General features: G+C 34.0%; 14 protein-coding genes and 3 tRNA genes. 14 read left to right on the forward strand and 3 right to left on the reverse strand.

Going from position 1 to position 17026, the window contains the following annotated elements; translation table 11 throughout:
- Positions 1-180 precede the first annotated feature (180 nt).
- The 3 genes from HX005_RS10585 to HX005_RS10595 all read left to right on the forward strand — a co-directional run bounded on the left by HX005_RS10585 (position 181) and on the right by HX005_RS10595 (position 4086).
- Positions 181-1716 carry an esterase-like activity of phytase family protein gene (locus HX005_RS10585; protein ID WP_286377337.1) on the forward strand — a complete coding sequence of 512 codons (1536 nt, stop codon included), beginning with the start codon at positions 181-183 and terminating at the stop codon, positions 1714-1716.
- 73 nt (positions 1717-1789) lie between these two features.
- Positions 1790-3001 (forward strand): chromate efflux transporter, encoded by a 1212-nt coding sequence (gene chrA, locus HX005_RS10590; RefSeq protein WP_286377338.1) that lies wholly within the window; start codon positions 1790-1792, stop codon positions 2999-3001.
- A gap of 173 nt (positions 3002-3174) precedes the next feature.
- On the forward strand, positions 3175-4086 hold the full coding sequence (locus HX005_RS10595) for a sulfite exporter TauE/SafE family protein (protein ID WP_286377339.1): 912 nt from the start codon (positions 3175-3177) through the stop codon (positions 4084-4086).
- 60 nt (positions 4087-4146) lie between these two features.
- On the opposite strand, the gene HX005_RS10600 is transcribed toward HX005_RS10595, so the two are convergent.
- Entirely contained in the window at positions 4147-5019 is an 873-nt protein-coding gene (locus HX005_RS10600; protein ID WP_107009878.1) for an ATP-binding protein, read from the reverse strand.
- 193 nt (positions 5020-5212) lie between these two features.
- Between HX005_RS10600 and HX005_RS10605 the strand changes: the two genes are divergently transcribed.
- The 5 genes from HX005_RS10605 to HX005_RS10625 all read left to right on the forward strand — a co-directional run bounded on the left by HX005_RS10605 (position 5213) and on the right by HX005_RS10625 (position 7939).
- Positions 5213-6724: a DUF3336 domain-containing protein gene (locus tag HX005_RS10605; protein WP_107009877.1), complete on the forward strand. Its 1512-nt coding sequence runs from the start codon at positions 5213-5215 to the stop codon at positions 6722-6724.
- A complete protein-coding gene (locus HX005_RS10610; RefSeq protein WP_286377340.1) occupies positions 6721-7518 on the forward strand; it encodes a protein kinase domain-containing protein in 798 nt (265 codons plus the stop codon). Before HX005_RS10605 ends, HX005_RS10610 begins: the two co-directional genes overlap by 4 nt.
- 108 nt (positions 7519-7626) lie before the next feature.
- A tRNA-Leu gene (locus tag HX005_RS10615) sits at positions 7627-7711 on the forward strand.
- A gap of 39 nt (positions 7712-7750) precedes the next feature.
- Positions 7751-7824 (forward strand) — tRNA-Trp (locus HX005_RS10620).
- A gap of 30 nt (positions 7825-7854) precedes the next feature.
- Positions 7855-7939: transfer RNA gene (locus HX005_RS10625), tRNA-Leu, on the forward strand.
- A gap of 114 nt (positions 7940-8053) precedes the next feature.
- Here the strand turns inward: HX005_RS10625 and HX005_RS10630 are convergent.
- Together HX005_RS10630 and gloB are read right to left on the reverse strand one after the other, a co-directional pair.
- Entirely contained in the window at positions 8054-8257 is a 204-nt protein-coding gene (locus HX005_RS10630; RefSeq protein ID WP_065991968.1) for a hypothetical protein, read from the reverse strand.
- Between the two features lie 359 nt (positions 8258-8616).
- On the reverse strand, positions 8617-9348 hold the full coding sequence (gloB, locus tag HX005_RS10635) for a hydroxyacylglutathione hydrolase (RefSeq protein WP_107009552.1): 732 nt from the start codon (positions 9346-9348) through the stop codon (positions 8617-8619).
- Between the two features lie 220 nt (positions 9349-9568).
- On the opposite strand from gloB, the gene HX005_RS10640 reads away from it, so the two are divergent.
- The 6 genes from HX005_RS10640 to HX005_RS10665 all read left to right on the forward strand — a co-directional run bounded on the left by HX005_RS10640 (position 9569) and on the right by HX005_RS10665 (position 17020).
- Positions 9569-12100, forward strand: a complete 2532-nt coding sequence (locus HX005_RS10640) for a TonB-dependent receptor plug domain-containing protein (RefSeq protein ID WP_286377341.1) — start codon at positions 9569-9571, stop codon at positions 12098-12100.
- A gap of 115 nt (positions 12101-12215) precedes the next feature.
- Positions 12216-12539: a DUF4951 domain-containing protein gene (locus tag HX005_RS10645; protein ID WP_373431874.1), complete on the forward strand. Its 324-nt coding sequence runs from the start codon at positions 12216-12218 to the stop codon at positions 12537-12539.
- A gap of 184 nt (positions 12540-12723) precedes the next feature.
- A complete protein-coding gene (tfpB, locus tag HX005_RS10650) occupies positions 12724-14481 on the forward strand; it encodes a type IV pilus assembly ATPase TfpB (RefSeq protein WP_286377343.1) in 1758 nt (585 codons plus the stop codon).
- A gap of 226 nt (positions 14482-14707) precedes the next feature.
- Complete coding sequence (locus HX005_RS10655) at positions 14708-15682, forward strand: PIG-L family deacetylase (protein WP_286377344.1); 975 nt, start codon at positions 14708-14710, stop codon at positions 15680-15682.
- Positions 15683-15819: 137 nt separating this feature from the next.
- Positions 15820-16209 (forward strand): NirD/YgiW/YdeI family stress tolerance protein, encoded by a 390-nt coding sequence (locus tag HX005_RS10660; RefSeq protein ID WP_286377345.1) that lies wholly within the window; start codon positions 15820-15822, stop codon positions 16207-16209.
- Positions 16210-16360: 151 nt separating this feature from the next.
- Positions 16361-17020, forward strand: a complete 660-nt coding sequence (locus tag HX005_RS10665) for a response regulator transcription factor (protein WP_286377346.1) — start codon at positions 16361-16363, stop codon at positions 17018-17020.
- The last annotated feature ends 6 nt before the right edge of the window (positions 17021-17026 follow it).

Here is a 17026-nt window from a genome sequence, read left to right on the forward strand (position 1 = left end):
AAAATTATCTTGGATTAATGATGAAATGGTTGACTTAAATTTATGCATCTTATGCGCTTTTAGACGCTATTTTTAGGCTTAAAAGAATTGATTTTTATCATTTTAAATCTACATTTTTCATGGTTTTGTCATTGAAGCAGCTTAGCATCAAAGCTCATTTTAGCCATATGAAAAACAACAATGAAATATCAATATTTAGCTTTATCTATAATGACTGCCAGTGTACTGGTTGGCTGTGGAAGTGATAAAGATAATACAACTGAACTTCCAACAAACTCAAAGCAAGTTTTAACATTAGAACAACCCCTTCAGTTTGGAGATCAAAATTGTCGTTTTGGTGGTATGGTAAAATTCTCTGGATTAGATTTAAATAACAATAAAAAGCTAGAGACTGATGAAATTCAAAAAACAGAAAATAAGTGTATTACGCAGAATTTATTTGCTCATGGTGTACATTTGAATTATGAGCTTATGGATATTAAAGGAATTGTCGATGGTGCAAAAGCTGGTAATTTTATTGAGTTTCGTCGAGGTGGATTTGGTTCAGATTTAGTTGCTCATCCAACACATAAAAATCAATACTATGCTTTGACAGACCGAGGACCAAATGCAGATTTTAACTTGAATAAAGACAACGGAAAAATGTTTCCAGATCCTTCATATACACCACGTATAGGTTTGTTTGAAGTGCAAACAGATGGAACTGTGAAAAAAATAAAAGAAATTTTACTCAAAGATCGCACAGGTAAAAATATTACAGGTTTGCCAAATCTTAATTTTGGTTCAACTAAAGAAGCAGCTTATGATATTTATGGAAAGTTATTAAAACAACAAACGGATGAATATGGTTTAGACCCTGAAGGTTTAGTGGCACTTGCAGATGGGACTTTTTGGGTATCAGATGAATATGGTCCACATATTGTGCATTTTGATGCAAATGGTCAAGAGCTTGATCGAATAAATGCTTTTACTGATGATACACGTCGTATAGGTGGCTATATTTTACCTGCTGAGTTTGCGAAACGTCGCCCAAATCGTGGTATGGAGGGATTAACCGTTACACCTGACGGGAAAACGTTGGTAGGCATTATGCAATCGACCATGGATAATCCAAACAATAGTGTGAATAAGTCCGATTTGACTCGTATAGTCAGCATTGATTTAGTCACGAAAAAAGTAAAACAGTATTTATATAAGCAAGAAGGTGGTACTAAAGCATATTCAAACTCTGCGATTACTGCGTTAAGTAATACTTCATTTTTAGTACTGGAACGTGATGGAGATTTTTATAAAGATAATCAAAATGCTTTTAAACGTGTGTATAAAATTGATTTACGCCAAGCAACGAATTTAGAAGAAGTTAAGGAAAATAACCAGATTAAACAAGATGAAAAACTGGGTTTAATCATTAATGGAAAAACTTTAGAACAATATGTTTTAGCTGAAGGTTGGCAAGGTTTAACTGCTTTAAATATTATTACACCAAATAAAACTTTAGTACTGGATATGAATAAACAAGTAAAATTTCCACATGATAAAATGGAAGGGCTATGGCTGATTGACCAAGAACGTTTAGGTTTAATTAATGATGATGATTTTTCATTATGGGTAAATAATGGTGTGCTTGAACAAAAATATTTAGATCAAGATAAAAAAGTTATTGATACAAATACTTTATATATTATCGATCATTTAGATTTAAAACCAATTCCATAAAATATAAAAATAACCAGAGTTTGATTCATTAAAAACTCTGGTTTTAATAAGTGACTTGTGATTATAAACTGATATGAATACAGCTAAATTAACAAACTATTATATTTTTATTACTTTTTTAAAGTTGGGCTGTATTGGTTTTGGTGGTCCTGCAGCACATTTGGTTTTATTTCATAATATTTTAATCAAAAAAATGCGTTGGTTAGATGAAGCACAATATTATCAAATATTAGCTTTGGCTCAAATTTTACCAGGACCAACCAGTAGTCAAGTTGGAATAAGTATTGGTTATCTTAAAAATGGTTATTTAGGCGCTTTTTGTGCTTGGTTGGGTTTTACTTTACCTTCTGCCTTGTTGATGGCGAGTTCAGCATTATTTGGGCAATATATTTTTAACACATTGAATAATATATTTTTTCATGTTATTCAGCTCATTGTTTTATCAGTGGTTATTTGGGCATTTTGGCAAATGTTAACCACTTTATGTCATCAGCTCTGGCAATATGTTTTGCTGATTTTTTCGACAGTTTTTATTTATACTGTGCCTATGGCGATGAATCAATTCATTGTAATTTTTATTGCAGCTCTCGTTGGTGGGTTTTTAGCAAAAGAGCAGCAACAAAAAGAAATTTTTTTAAAAGATTTTGAAGCTAAATTAACTGTTATAAAAAATTCTAAAGCTTATATTTGGCTATTCATTTTTATTGTGCCTTTTTTCTGCTTTCCACTATTTAATTATTTTTCCCCTTCGGTTTTAATACAAAGTATTGAAGGTTTTTATCAATCCGCTTCTTTAGTTTTTGGCGGTGGGCATGTTATTTTACCATTACTGCATCAAGAATTTGTGAGTACAGGGCTAATTTCAAATGATAAATTTGATTTAGGTTATGCTTTGGTGCAATTCGTACCTGGTCCATTATTTAGTTTTTCTAGTTATTTAGGTGCATTATTACCTTTAACACCCTCAGTCACTTTGAATATTATTATTGCAAGTTTTATTATATTTGTTCCTTCATTTTTTTTGGTATTTGGTACTTTGCCATATTGGTCATGGCTAATGAAGCAAAAAATAATCTATAAGTCTTTGCAAGGTATAAATGCAGCAGTGGTTGGTTTGTTATTGTGTTTAATTTATCAAATGTCTGAAAAATATATTATTCAAAGTGCTGATATTATTTTTGTTATTATTTTAATTTTTTTACTAAAAATGAAATTTCCTGTTTGGTTGGTTTTATTATCTACTTTTTTCACTTATTACTTTTATTTAAGCCATTATATTATGTGATTTTTGGGTGGAAATAGTTGTTTAAATATTTAATTCTTAATTTAAAAATTCTCATTTTTCGAAAATTTAAAACTTAAATTACTCAAAAAGCTAAACTTATCTATTTTTAATTATTTATAAAAACTAAATAAAAGTGAAAAATATCTGAGTTGAATAACGAAAAGAGAAAAATAATGACTGAATTGACAACAACAGAAAGCGAAAACCGACAAATACCATTTAAGAAAATTATCATTTCCATATTTGTTGTTATCGTGACGATATTTATAGCGATTGCTGTATTTAGTAATCTTTATCCAGTGCAATCACAAAGTATCACTCAGACTTTACAAGAAGGGTTTTCTAGCAAAAGCTTTTGGACTGCGGCAGGCGTTGGCTTATTTGCTCAGGTTGTAGATGGAGCTTTAGGGATGGCTTATGGTGTAACCGCCAGTACTTTTTTATTGTCTACAGGTGTGCCACCTGCTGCTGCTTCAGCATCTGTACATATTGCTGAAGTATTTACTACGGGCTTTTCAGGGCTGTCACATTGGAAACTAGGTAATATTAATAAAGCCTTGTTTAAGCGCTTGGTGATCCCTGGTGTTATTGGGGCGGTGATAGGTGCTTATTTATTAACAAATATTGATGGAAATGTCATTAAACCTTTCATTTCAGGATATTTATTGTTAATGGGGGTTTATATTTTAATCAAAGCCTTTAAAACGATACGCATTAAGACAGATCCTCCAACTTATGTTGCGCCTTTAGCAGTAACAGGAGGCTTCATGGATGCAATTGGTGGTGGTGGTTGGGGACCAGTCGTCACAACATCTTTAGTTGGTAGTGGACAAGACCCTAGGACAACCATTGGCTCAGTCAATGCCGCAGAATTTTTCTTGGCAATTGCTGGAGGGGCTGCTTTTGCTTTATTTGGTGGTTTTACCCACTGGACAGTCATTGCAGGTTTAGTCATCGGTGGTTTATTTGCTGCACCTATTGCTGCTGTATTATGTGCAAAATTACCTGCTCGTACACTGATGATAGTAGTGGGAATTTTGATTTCATTATTAAGTATTTATAATTTATACAAAGCTTTAGCTTAGTTTTTGGTCTTGGCATTGAAGAAACTCAATGCCAATATATTTGATTTTATACAAAACGCCTTAAATATTTTTTAAACGTTCAGATCCAATCCAATGTTTAGAAAATTGATAAGCTGCTCGTCCAGAACGCTGCCCACGGCTTTGACACCAACGTAAAGCCTCTGCACGAGTTTCCGCTGTAAATGGCATATTTTCTTTCGCCAAATAGTGCTCTACAATTTCTAAATATAAATTTTGATCCATTGGATAGAAGGATAACCACAGCCCAAAACGGTCTGAAAGAGAAATTTTCTCTTCGATTGCTTCTTGTGGATGTAACTCTTTATATTGTGGAACATCAACTTTAGTCACAGGTGTATTTTCATGCATAAACTCAGGGAGTAAATGACGACGATTACTGGTTGCATAAATAATGAAATTACTTGAACCTGATTGTAATGAACCATCTAAAACACTTTTTAAACTACGATAATTTTCATCTTCTGCGTTAAATGCTAAATCATCACAATAAACAATAAATTTTTCAGGACGATGCTGTATCGCTTTTTGGATTTCGGGTAATTCAGATAAATCGTCACGTTCAATTTCAATTAAACGTAAGCCTTGCTCATGGTATTGCGTTAATAAAGCCCGCACAATGGAGGATTTTCCTGTGCCACGTGAGCCTGTGAGTAAAATATCATTGGCAGGTAATCCATGTAAAAATTGTTCTGTATTTTGTAAGATTTTGGCTGTTTGGCGCTCAATACCTTTTAAATCTTCCAATAAAATCGCTTTAGGTTGGTAGATTGGTTTGAGTTGTTTATCTTGCCAACGATAGGCAGGTGCAGAAAAATCCGTTTCTTGTCGAGGTTCGGGAAGAACTTGTTTTAACTGTTCAAGTACAACGGATAAAGATTGGATTAAATGATCAGGTAAATCAAGAGTTGCCATAAGAGTTCGCTAATAATTAACAGTTTGGATTGATGTTAACATGTGCATCATCTCAGTGTTTATTTTATGCAATGAAAATGATCATCTGAGCCAAAAAATAGTTGTTTTGAGTAATTGCTTATATGTTGATTATTCAGCATAGTAACCTGATTAGATACTCTATTTAGAGTGGTATTAAAGGATAATGCGACAGATGAAAATAGAATTTAAACATGACTTTAATCCGCATCAAGCATATCGAATTAAAAAGTTAAAAAGACAACTGGCACAAGCTGAAAATTATGAGGAATGGAAATCCACAGCTTTAAAGTTAGATGAAGAAAGTGGAACGCAAGAGTGGAAATATGACAATAGTTCCCCTTATTTTGATGCTCAGATTATTTCCCATCGTTTAAATATTTTACGTCGCTACCGTCATCAGAAGCGTACCGCTGATCTTATTTATATTTTAAGTGAAGGTTTAAGTCATGATATTGCAAATATCGCCCATCCTTTGTTGTTCACAGAAACGTATGTTGGCACTAAAAAAATTATTGAAGATTATGTTGAAGAAGTAAGTCAAAGTCTCGCTTTTATTGCATCCGTGGCATGTGAGGATCTGAGCCTCGTTGAGAAAATTGAATTTTTTACCAACTGTGAAAAAGTATATGGTCAACCTGCGATGATGTTTTCTGGTGGTGCAACATTAGGTTTATTTCATACAGGTGTTTGTAAGGCACTGATGGAGCAAGATTTACTGCCAAAAGTACTGTCAGGTTCGAGTGCAGGTGCAATTATGACAGCAATGCTTGGTGTTTCAGAGCAAAGTGAAGTCCCTAATATTTTGTCTGGTGAACATTTTTATAGTGAGGCTTTTCATTTTCGAAGTCTACGAGAATTAGTCAGAGGTAATGGCGGTTTTGCTGATGTTAAATATTTAAAGAAGTTTTTGATTGAAAATTTGGGTGATTTTACTTTTGAGGATGCTTATAAAAAATCAGGTTTAGATATTAATATTAGTGTTGCACCCTATAATGCTTCACATGAAGATGCACGTATTATGAATAAATATACAGCACCTGATTTATTGGTGTGGAGTGCAGTTTTAGCGTCTTGTGCTGTTCCTATTTTATTTCCACCTGTACGTTTGACAGGGAAGCGTTATGATTCAGTACACACGCCTTATTTAGCGAGTACACGTTGGGTTGATGGTAGTGTACGCAGTGATTTCCCTCAAGAGAAAATGTCTCGTTTGTATAATATCAACTACACGATTGCCAGTCAGGTCAATCCGCATATCGTGCCATTTATGCAAACAGATGTTGAACGTTTTAGAACGGATTTATTAAGTTGGCCTGAGCGAATCGTCCGTAAACATGGCAAAACGATCGCGATGGATGTGATGGACTTTACTCGAGACCGAATGGGACGTATTCCCACTGTACGCAGATTGCTAGAACATGGTTATGGCATCATAGATCAGCGTTATTATGGTGATGTTAATATTATTGGAAATTATAGTTTCAAACATTATCAATATATGTTGCAGAACCCTCGACCAGAACTTTTTCAATTATTGCAACGTGAAGGTGAGCGCGCAACTTGGCCTAAAATTTCAAGTATAGAAACACATGCACGTATTGGTAAAACCATTCAACACTGCTTAGAGCTGTTAAATTTTAATTTGAAAAATAAAGTGAATACTACGCAGAAAGTAGAAGCATGAACATTAAATCATTGGGTACAGCGATAAATTCCGCTCGCAGCCAAAGTTTCGGGCGGAGAGTTTATTGTATAGAAAGTACAACAGGTAAATATTGGGTTAAGCAACAACTTGCTCATGTGAATGCGGAATATGAACGTGGTTTTTTAAATGAACTAGAGATATATCGCCGTTTGAATACTTTAGAATCTCCTGATCATTCATTTTTAAGCAACTTTTCAATTACGCAGGCGATGAGTTCTAATACATCTTCGGTACTTTTATTGAGTGATTCTTTAAACTTACAAGATGCAGCAGCACTTTTTGCAGAAAATTCATTAGAGCTACAATTTTCTCAAGTGATCTGTATTTTAAAGCAGAGTTTAGATGTCTTGGAAAATTTACATGAATTAGGTTTTATTCATGGTGATTTAAAGGTTGAACATTTTCGACAACAATCAGAACGCTTGTGTTTAATTGATTTTGAGCAGACATGTCATCTTGATGATGTAAAGCATATGCCAAATACAGCGACACCACGTTATATGGCGCCAGAATTATTTCATGCACAACCTAAATCAGTGCAAACTGATCTTTATGCTTTAGGAATTATTTGGTTGGAATGGTTAACCCAAGAAAAGTTGCAAGCAAAAAGTTATCAAGATTGGGCTTTTTTGCATTGTCAGGACTTAAAAATAGAATTAGTGCCTAAATTTTATGCTTTAAATGAGATATTAAATTTATTGCTCATGAAAAAAAAGCAGGCGCGTTGTACAAATATTTATCAAATAAAACAACTATTAAGCAAAATTGGCTAAAGAAAAAGCAGGGAAGTGTATTTTTGTTTTATATTTAAGCAAACGAGTGTTTTTTTCAAAAAAAGGACTTGTCAGATCATAATGATCTCTATAATATACACAGCCATTGGGGACGTGGCGAAATTGGTAGACGCACTGGATTTAGGTTCCAGCGCCGCAAGGTGTGAGAGTTCGAGTCTCTCCGTCCCCACCAACAATTATTAAGTTGTCCGAAAACTTAATAATTTGTGATAGAGGATTGGTGTAATGGTAGCATGACGGTCTCCAAAACCGTTCGTCAAGGTTCGAGTCCTTGATCCTCTGCCAACTTATTAGCCATTAAATTGGTGTTTATTCGGGGACGTGGCGAAATTGGTAGACGCACTGGATTTAGGTTCCAGCGCCGCAAGGTGTGAGAGTTCGAGTCTCTCCGTCCCCACCATATTCAAAAGGAGCAAGATTTTAAATCTTGCTTTTTTTATGTCTGGAATTTAGGAATAAAAATTTTAGGCACCCATAAGGATGCCTGATTTCTCTTTTATAATAAAAAAGAAATTTATGCTTTTAAATGATCTTCGAATTCTTCACCTAATTGAAATGCAAGATTGTTTCCTGCAAGGTCACATGTCACTAAACCGTATTCTTTTTTAAAACTAAATGTGAAACCTTTACCATCAGCTAAATTTTTAACAGAGTAACCTAACTTTTCTAACCAAATACGAAATGCGATAAGATTTTTTGCTTTAACAACCTTTTTCATGAAGATGCTCCTGAATTCCTGTCTATAAAAATTAATAGGGATGGTCGATAAATTTTTAAAGGGCAAAATAATAAAATAATTTTTTTATAACAATTTTTGATCAAGTTTAAAAGCGAGTTTTTTGTTTAAAGTACAAATTTCATTATCAAATACATAGTTGATTTTTATCTATGTGTTTGATAATAATTGATTTAACTGTAAGTTATTACAGTTTAGTTGAGCTATATTGAAATAATTTGAAAAACTCTAATATAAATCTGAATTTTCTCAATCTGTAAGAAAATATGACATAAATAGGTTTTATCAATTATTTTCTAAAAATACCATGCATTTGTTTAAATCATGCATGGTAAATCATTTTAAAAGTTGTCTTTCATCGCACGAATACGAGCAAATTCTTCTACACTTTCCACTCTTAAAAATGGATTAGTCTCAAGTTCGAGTTCAATAGTACTAGGTAAAGTAATTTTTCCTTCAGCACGTAGTTGCTGAACGTGTTCAGCGCGTTGTTGCAAAGCAATATTGTCGGGTTCTACATGTAAGGCAAATTTTGCATTAGATAACGTATATTCATGTGTGCAGTATACGTGTGTACGTGGTGGTAAAGCTGCGAGTCGATTAAGTGAGTGGTAAAATTGTTCAGCAGTTCCTTCAAACATGCGTCCACATCCCATAGCAAATAGTGTATCACCACAAAAAACGCTATCAATTTCATCAATAAAATAAACAATATGCCCAAGTGTATGACCAGGAACAGCAATGATCTCGACTTTTAAATCATGAAAAGTAATTTGATCATCATGTTGTAAAGGATGAGTGACAAAAGGAAGATGACTTAGTTCTTCGCGAGGTCCATAGACAGGAATATTTTTTTCAGTTATTAGAGCGGGGACACCACCCACATGGTCTTTATGCCAATGTGTCAGCCAAATTTGACTTAAAGTGAGTTGATGTGTCTGACAGTATTCTTCAACTAAATGTGCTTCTGTAGGGTCAATAACAACCACATTTTTACTTGAGGTATGTTCAATGAGCCAAATGTAATTTTGTAATTGATTTTTTACATCTATCACATGAATTTTGAAAGACATTTTTCACTTCCTTGCTGTATTCATCACATTTTATTGTAGAGAAAATACAGTGTGAATGATAGTTACTCTATGCAAGATGATAAAAAGCATTAATTTAAGTTAAAGAATTTTTAAATTGTTTTAAGTGTTAGTTTTTTGAACGAATAAAGGTAAATTTTGTTGTAATAATATTGTAAATGTAAATAATACTGATTCTTATTTATGTTTGTAAATTATTGCTATGTTATTTTCTTATTCACGTATTTATTGTGCTGTTGCTATGGCGCTATGTGCTTCAGGTATACAGGCAGAAATGCTGTCTAATGAAAAAATACAATTTCATGAAAACTTAGAAATTAGGACATTAAACCCTGTTATTTTACAAGCGAAGTCCAATATACAAGTTGGACAAAGTAAGTATACGAAAGAAGATTTAGAAAATATTCCAAATACGCAAAAAAATATCACTGACTTTTTAAAAGTAAATCCGAATGTGCAGTTTAACAATAATGCGCTTGCTGCAGGCAAACTCGGCGATTTGGCAGCATCGGATGTCAGTATTCATGGTGCATTATTTTATGACAATAAATTTTTACTCAATAATGTGAATATCGGTAATGCTTTGAATCCAGCAGATGATAAAGATGGAACAGGGATAGAATCTATTGATGGTGGTTCATTAACAGCAACTGTTAATACAGATTTGTTATGTGGTATTGAGGTATTAGATAGTAGTGTAAGTGCTGAATATGGCGAGTTTACAGGTGGCGTTATTCAGGCGAAAACCTGTATACCCAATACAGCAGTGGGTAAAATGCATGGCTCGCTTGCTTATGATTATAGCAGTAGTGATTGGACAAAGTACCATTTTGTTGATGCTGAAGAATTTGATGCTTTTGCCGATAATGATAATGCAAAATATCAAAAAAACTTTGTTAAACAAGGTTTAAGTAGTACGGTCTATGGTAAGCCAACAGAACGCTTAGGTTTGAGTTTGTCTGCATCACGACGTTGGTCGGAAATTGGCTTGGTTTCTAGTTATGCTGCTCAAGAGCCTGCTAATCAAACACGTCAAATTGATAATTTTTCAGGAAATTTATCTTATGATTTTGATGATAAAAATCAATTAAAGCTTGGTTTGTATTATCAAGAAGAAAGTAATAATAAGCATAATCCAAGTTTAGCCAATAGCTCATTTCAGTCGCAAAGTGAAAATCTGGCATTAGATTTTGAATTAAAGCATGACTTAGAGTATGCCGTATTAACACAAAATCTTGTTTTACAAAGCCAAAACCGCGCACGTGACTCGGCAAGTACATCCATGCTGGCATGGAATACATCACCCGATAAAAACTGGTCGACTCAACTTTCAAGCACTGAAGGGGGGTATGGTGATTTGGAAATGAGTCAAGACAACTGGGAATATAATTTAAAATCAAATTTTAAGGATTTTGAACTTGGTGGATTCATACACCATTTTAAAGCAGGTGTAGGTTATGGGCATTATCAGGCAGATTGGAAGCGTTTAGAGGATGCCTATATGTATTATTTACCTTCAAAGTCAAATGGTGGTTTAGGTACAAATACATGTACTTTAGCAGATGGAAGTGTCGATCCTTATTGTGATTTAAGTTATAGCAATGGTACGGTGTCGGGGCAATATCTGGCACGTCGTCGTCATTATGCTGAAGGGGAAATAGAGGTACAGCAAGATCGTTGGTTTAGTTATCTTGAAGATGAAATGCAGTTAGATCAATGGTTGAAGTTACGACTTGGGCTAAGACAAGATTATGATAGTTTATCTAAGAAAAATAATGTCGCGCCACGAAGTTTGCTACAAGTTTTACCATTTTCGAATGAGCGTTTGAATTTGAGTGTGGGCTGGAATCGTTATTATTCTAATAATGCTTTTAGCTATGCATTACAAGATGGAAAAAATGCCTTAACGAGTGAAGAACGTCGCAATAGTTTAGAGGATGCTTGGAAAGTCAGCAATGCAAATGCAGTCAGTAGCAATATTCAACGTACACAATTAGATGTCGCTTATAGTGATGAATCTCTTTTTGCGATCAGCTCGGTACTTGGAAATTGGCGTTCACAATTGAAATTTGTAAATCGTGATTATAAAGACCAAATACGAAAAGATAAAATTGCTGATACAGCCAGTGATTATCAATACACCAATAATGGACAAAGCTCAGCGAAAACCTATACATTGCAGGTTGATAACATTATACCAATCAATGCCTTGCAGGCTAAAAACAGCTTTAGTTTAGCCGTAGATTATAGTCAAGTTAAGCGTAATTTTAATGACTATGATGATTCTATGTACAATGAACAGCACTATGTTGAATATGATGGAAAAATAATTTCACAACTGGATATGCCTGCTGATAATTTTGCCCGACCTTTAACCGTTCGTGCGGTGTGGAATATGAAGTTTGATCATACGCCTTTAGCACTCACTCATTTTTTACGTTATCGATCTGCTTATGATGTGATGGAAAAAAGTACCATAGCTAAAAATGATCGCTATGAATACAACGGAGAAATTATACAAAGTCGATATAACCCTGAACGCTTATCTGCTGCGTTTACATGGGACACTCGCGCAACTTATGCAATGAAGATTGGTCGAGATTATACACTTAATTTAGGTTTGACTGTGAACAACGTCTTCAACCGTCATAATAAATACTATGAACAATCAGCAAGTCGCATTTTGTCAGAAACAGGTCGTCAATTTGTGGCAGATGTGCAGTTTAAATTTTAACTAAGTTAGGTAAGTTGAATCAAAAATGAAAGTATTTATCGTATCTATGATGACAATATGTGTATTAACAGCATGTACGTCTACAGAACTCAAGCAACACAATCAAACTCAAAAAATGCTCAATGCAGAATGTCGAGTAAATCCCGATATTCAGCGTAATGCTATTCCTCAGACGCCTAATAACATCAGTTTACCTGCATTTGGGCAAGGAATCATTGGCTGGGAAACGGGTGAGGAAGGGGCTAAGCAGCGTTTAAATACAATTCAACAGCAAGATGTGCAAAAAATTCAAGCTCAAGGTGTGACACTCGACATGGTAAAAGAGTGGCAAGCCTTTTATGAAAATGAAGTACAGCGAAATTCTTGTAACCCTACTGCACCTTATCGTGCTGCGCTCATGAAAAAAATCGCGATGTTATGGTCTACGACAAGCCAATAGTAAGTTAAAGTTATGTATTTAAGTACTTTTAAATGGTTAAATTTGACGATTTAAAAGTATTTTAAAAGCAAAGATTTATGCTAAATAATTCTTAAAATTTAGGCATTTAAAATAAAATAAAACTGAATGATCTTCATAATAAAACATAATTTGTTATAGTGGCTATACGATTGGGGAAACAATAATGCAATTTAATTTTGAAATTGACACGACATGGTGTTTAGAACAATTATTAAAAGATCAACGAATTACCGAACGCGACAAAGTTTTAGTACAAACCACGCATCGGCAACGAGATCAACTAAAATGGCATCCATTACAATGGATTGCGAGTTTTAATCTATCTGACCAAACTGCACCACAAAAAAGACTGACATTAAGCGTTTTATGTCAGTGGTTGTCTGAAAAAACACAACTACCTTTATATGTGATTGATCCTTTAAAAGCAGATGTGGCAAGTTTAACCAATGTGATGTCACAAGAATTTGCTTTACGTAATCGAATATTGGCTGTTGAGATACAGGATGATCAGGTTTTGATTGGTGTTGATCAGCCATTTATCCAAGATTGGATACAAAATTTAGAAAGTAGTTTAAAGCCTAAAAAAATTCAGCGTGTACTTTTAAATCCTGAACAACTACAACGTTATTTGGTGGAATATTACCAAGTCAGTCGTGCTGTTATTTCCTCGCAAAAAGCAGGTGCACATCATAAGGAAAATAAAGGTGTTGAAGCCTTATTGCAATTAGGTGATACCCAAAACCCTGATGCAAATGATCAGCATATTGTGAAACTTGTTGATTGGGTTCTACAATTTGCTTTTGAGCAACGCGCAAGCGATATTCATTTAGAACCACGTAAGGACAATGGGAAAATTCGCTTTCGTATTGATGGGGTTTTACATACCATTTACAACATGCCAGCAAACACTTTAACCGCTGTCATTTCTCGTATCAAAATTTTAGGGCGTATGAATGTTGCAGAAAAACGTAAACCCCAAGATGGGCGTTTAAAAACACGAACACCAAAAGGACAAGAAACAGAACTCCGTTTAGCAACGTTGCCAACAGCCTTTGGTGAAAAGTTGGTAATGCGTATTTTTGACCCTGAAGTTTTGGTGCGTAGCTTTAAACAATTGGGATTTGATGGAAAATTATTACAAGATTGGCAAGCCATTACCCAACATAGTCATGGCATTATTTTGGTAACAGGACCTACAGGTTCAGGAAAAACAACGACTTTATATTCATCACTTAAGCAATTAGCAACAGAACAAGTCAATGTCTGTACCATTGAAGATCCAATTGAAATGTTAGAGCCAAGTTTCAATCAGATGCAAGTTAATCATGGCATTGAGTTAGGTTTTGCCGACGGGATTCGAGCTTTAATGCGTCAAGACCCTGATATTATTATGGTTGGGGAAATTCGAGACTCAGATACAGCCAATATGGCAATTCAAGCTGCATTGACAGGGCATTTGGTGCTTTCAACTTTACATACAAATGATGCGCCTTCAAGTTTAACGCGTTTACATGATTTAGGCGTACAACCATTTTTGACAGCAGCAACAATTTTAGGTGTATTGGCACAGCGTTTGGTTCGTCAGCTTTGCCCACACTGTAAACAAGAAACGTTTATTAATGATCAAGAATGGAAACATTTAACTTTTGGTTATCAAATACAAATGCCTGATTTTGTATTTAAAGCTGTTGGCTGTGAAGAATGTCGTCAAACAGGCTATCAAGGTCGAGTTGGAATTTATGAGTTTATGCCAATTAGCCTAAGCTCAAAGCAGAAAATTTCGGCGCATGCAACTTTGGATGAATTACGTGCTCAAGCAAAACAAGAGGGCATAGACCCACTTCGTATTGCTGGTGCGCATAAAGTCATAGAGGGCGTGACCACTTTGGAAGAAGTATTAAGAGTCGTACCGTTAAATTAAATCTGTTTAAAAATAATTGACCATTTTTTAAATTTATTGAAAATTAAATCGTCATTTGAGAAGAAGCAGAGGTTTAGTGATAAATTTTTGCTTCAATAACAAAAACTTATTTTATCAAAAAAATCATTTCTAAGCTTTTGTTCAATCCTTTTTATGGGAAATAGCTAGAACTACGACACATTTTTAGTATAATTGTGTTTATAAAATAAACTTTTATTTGCAGATGATGAAAAGAATTTTTAAATTAATTGTTGTTAGTAGTTTTATTGCTTTATCTGCATGTGGTGGCGGTTCTTCAGATAACCCTGCACCTCAGATCAAACCTCAAGTGTCTCCACAAAAAAATCAGAGTGTACAATTTTTTATTGCAGCCCATCCTGATGATATTCAATTGTTTATGGCAAAAAATGCTCAATTTTATATTCAGCATAAAAATAAAAATGTATTTATTTTGACTACGGCGGGGGATGGTGGGCATGAAATCAATCTTTCTCGCTATTCACCTTTTAGTAAATCATTTTGGGCAACAAGACTTCTTGCCTATGAAAAATCTATTCATTATTGGAATAATAATCAAAATAATATTCAAGAAAAAACTTTAGAAGTTAATCAACATCTTTTACCACGTCGACAGTTTGGTGAAAATATTGTGATGTATAATTTTTTATTGCCTGATGGCAATATGCAAGGAAATGGTTTTCCTACTACAAATTTTCAAAGTTTAGAAAAATTGTATCATGGCAATATTAAGATGATTTCTAGTATTGATCAGAAAAACAAATATACCAAACAAGATTTTATAGAAACTTTAGCGCAAATTATTAAATATGAAGCAGGTGAAAAGGAGATTAGTTTTAATATTGCTGAAGATAATCTTTATATTAACCAGAAAGACCATTCTGATCATATTATGACCTCATTGCTTGTGCAAGATGTGAGTCAAAAACTCAATAATTGTATGTTAACCAATAAATATACAGAGTATGTAAATAGAGCAAAGCCGATTAATATGTCATCAAGCGAATATGATCAACACCAAAAAATGTGGAATGTGCTTAATTCCGTTTTAGTTGAATATAAATATGTAAATCCGTATGCGCGTGATCCACATTTAGTATGGTTAGGTAAGCAATATATCAGCTCAAATACAGTCGTAAACTGTAAAAATGTGCAAGAAAAATTAGCACAAAATTTACCTTAAAACTTATTTTAAAATTCACCAAGTTGATTTTGTAAAAACCATGAAATAATCATCAAAAATCAGGAATTCCTAAGATTCACCTCATCTTACTTTGTTTTAATGACTTTATCGAAAATGAATAGAGTGAGATATTTAACATGAAACTTATGACAAAAGCAGTATTATTTTCTACTTTAGTTGCTGTGACTTCTATTACTGTTGCAAATAATACCATCGTCAATCAAGCAGCGACTCAAACGCAAGTGGTTAATCAAACAGCTTTATATACAGCGACGACAGTCAAGCAAGCATTGACATTAAAACATGATGCTAAGGTTCAACTTCAAGGATATGTTGTAAAAGCGATTGGTGATGAAAAATATCAGTTCCGAGATAAAACGGGAACAATTACCGTTGATATTGATGATGATCTTTGGAAAGGTAAAGCTGTTTCTGCAAGTACTTTGGTGACTTTGAGTGGTGAGGTTGATGTGGATTATAAACCTACAAAACGTGTGGAAATTGAGGTTGATGCTGTTAAATTCTAAATCAGATCAGTGAGATGATGACACATGATTTTCATGTCTGATTAGACATCATGATAAAACCACATCAATAAGGATGTGGTTTTTTATGAAAATGTGATGTGAAAATTCGTGTTAAATTAATTGAGTTGAAAATAAAACTAGGTAAAGATTCATGCGAATTTTATTGGCTGAAGATGATGCATCACAGGCTGAAAGTATTCAAACATGGTTAGAAATGGATGGTTATACCGTTGATTGGGTAGAGCGTGGTGATCATGCCATTTTGGCAGTAAAACAACATCAATATGATTGTGTTTTACTGGATCGAGGGTTACCTCAAGCAAGTGGTGATCAAATTATTCATGTTATTCAACAACTAAAACAATCTCCTCCCGTTATTTTTATTACAGCAAGAGATACTATACAAGATCGTGTCGAAGGGCTAGATTTGGGTGCAAATGATTATCTGGTTAAACCCTTTAGTTTAGAAGAGTTATCTGCACGTGTAAGAACTCAATTAAGACAAAAACATAGCACAGGACAAGATCAGTTAAAATATGCTGATTTAGTTTTAGATTTACAAGGAAAAAGGGTGTTACAGCATGGCGAAAATGTGAATTTGACAGCAAAAGAGTTTCAAATTTTATATAAATTGATGCAAAAACCTGAACATATTGTGACACGTGAGCAGTTAGAAGAGTCCCTATATGCATGGGGTGATGAAATTGAGAGTAATGCAATAGAAGTCTATATTTACCAACTAAGAAAAAAAATAGGAAGTTCACGTATTAAAACCATACGAGGTTTGGGATATCGAATGAATGATGAATAATGGCTT

This window comes from Acinetobacter sp. R933-2, assembly GCF_030325485.1.
GTDB classification, from domain to species: Bacteria; Pseudomonadota; Gammaproteobacteria; order Pseudomonadales; family Moraxellaceae; genus Acinetobacter; species Acinetobacter sichuanensis.

What these genes read in the sequence shown, in the direction of transcription:
- HX005_RS10595 (WP_286377339.1), top strand. Translation starts at nt 3,175, where the DNA reads ATGACTGAATTGACAACAACAGAAAGCGAAAACCGACAAATACCATTT.
- HX005_RS10645 (WP_373431874.1), top strand. Translation starts at nt 12,216, where the DNA reads ATGCTCAATGCAGAATGTCGAGTAAATCCCGATATTCAGCGTAATGCT.
- gloB (WP_107009552.1), bottom strand. Translation starts at nt 9,348, where the DNA reads ATGTCTTTCAAAATTCATGTGATAGATGTAAAAAATCAATTACAAAAT.
- HX005_RS10600 (WP_107009878.1), bottom strand. Translation starts at nt 5,019, where the DNA reads ATGGCAACTCTTGATTTACCTGATCATTTAATCCAATCTTTATCCGTT.
- HX005_RS10660 (WP_286377345.1), top strand. Translation starts at nt 15,820, where the DNA reads ATGAAACTTATGACAAAAGCAGTATTATTTTCTACTTTAGTTGCTGTG.
- HX005_RS10630 (WP_065991968.1), bottom strand. Translation starts at nt 8,257, where the DNA reads ATGAAAAAGGTTGTTAAAGCAAAAAATCTTATCGCATTTCGTATTTGG.
- HX005_RS10655 (WP_286377344.1), top strand. Translation starts at nt 14,708, where the DNA reads ATGAAAAGAATTTTTAAATTAATTGTTGTTAGTAGTTTTATTGCTTTA.
- HX005_RS10610 (WP_286377340.1), top strand. Translation starts at nt 6,721, where the DNA reads ATGAACATTAAATCATTGGGTACAGCGATAAATTCCGCTCGCAGCCAA.
- tfpB (WP_286377343.1), top strand. Translation starts at nt 12,724, where the DNA reads ATGCAATTTAATTTTGAAATTGACACGACATGGTGTTTAGAACAATTA.
- HX005_RS10605 (WP_107009877.1), top strand. Translation starts at nt 5,213, where the DNA reads ATGAAAATAGAATTTAAACATGACTTTAATCCGCATCAAGCATATCGA.
- chrA (WP_286377338.1), top strand. Translation starts at nt 1,790, where the DNA reads ATGAATACAGCTAAATTAACAAACTATTATATTTTTATTACTTTTTTA.
- HX005_RS10640 (WP_286377341.1), top strand. Translation starts at nt 9,569, where the DNA reads ATGTTATTTTCTTATTCACGTATTTATTGTGCTGTTGCTATGGCGCTA.
- HX005_RS10585 (WP_286377337.1), top strand. Translation starts at nt 181, where the DNA reads ATGAAATATCAATATTTAGCTTTATCTATAATGACTGCCAGTGTACTG.
- HX005_RS10665 (WP_286377346.1), top strand. Translation starts at nt 16,361, where the DNA reads ATGCGAATTTTATTGGCTGAAGATGATGCATCACAGGCTGAAAGTATT.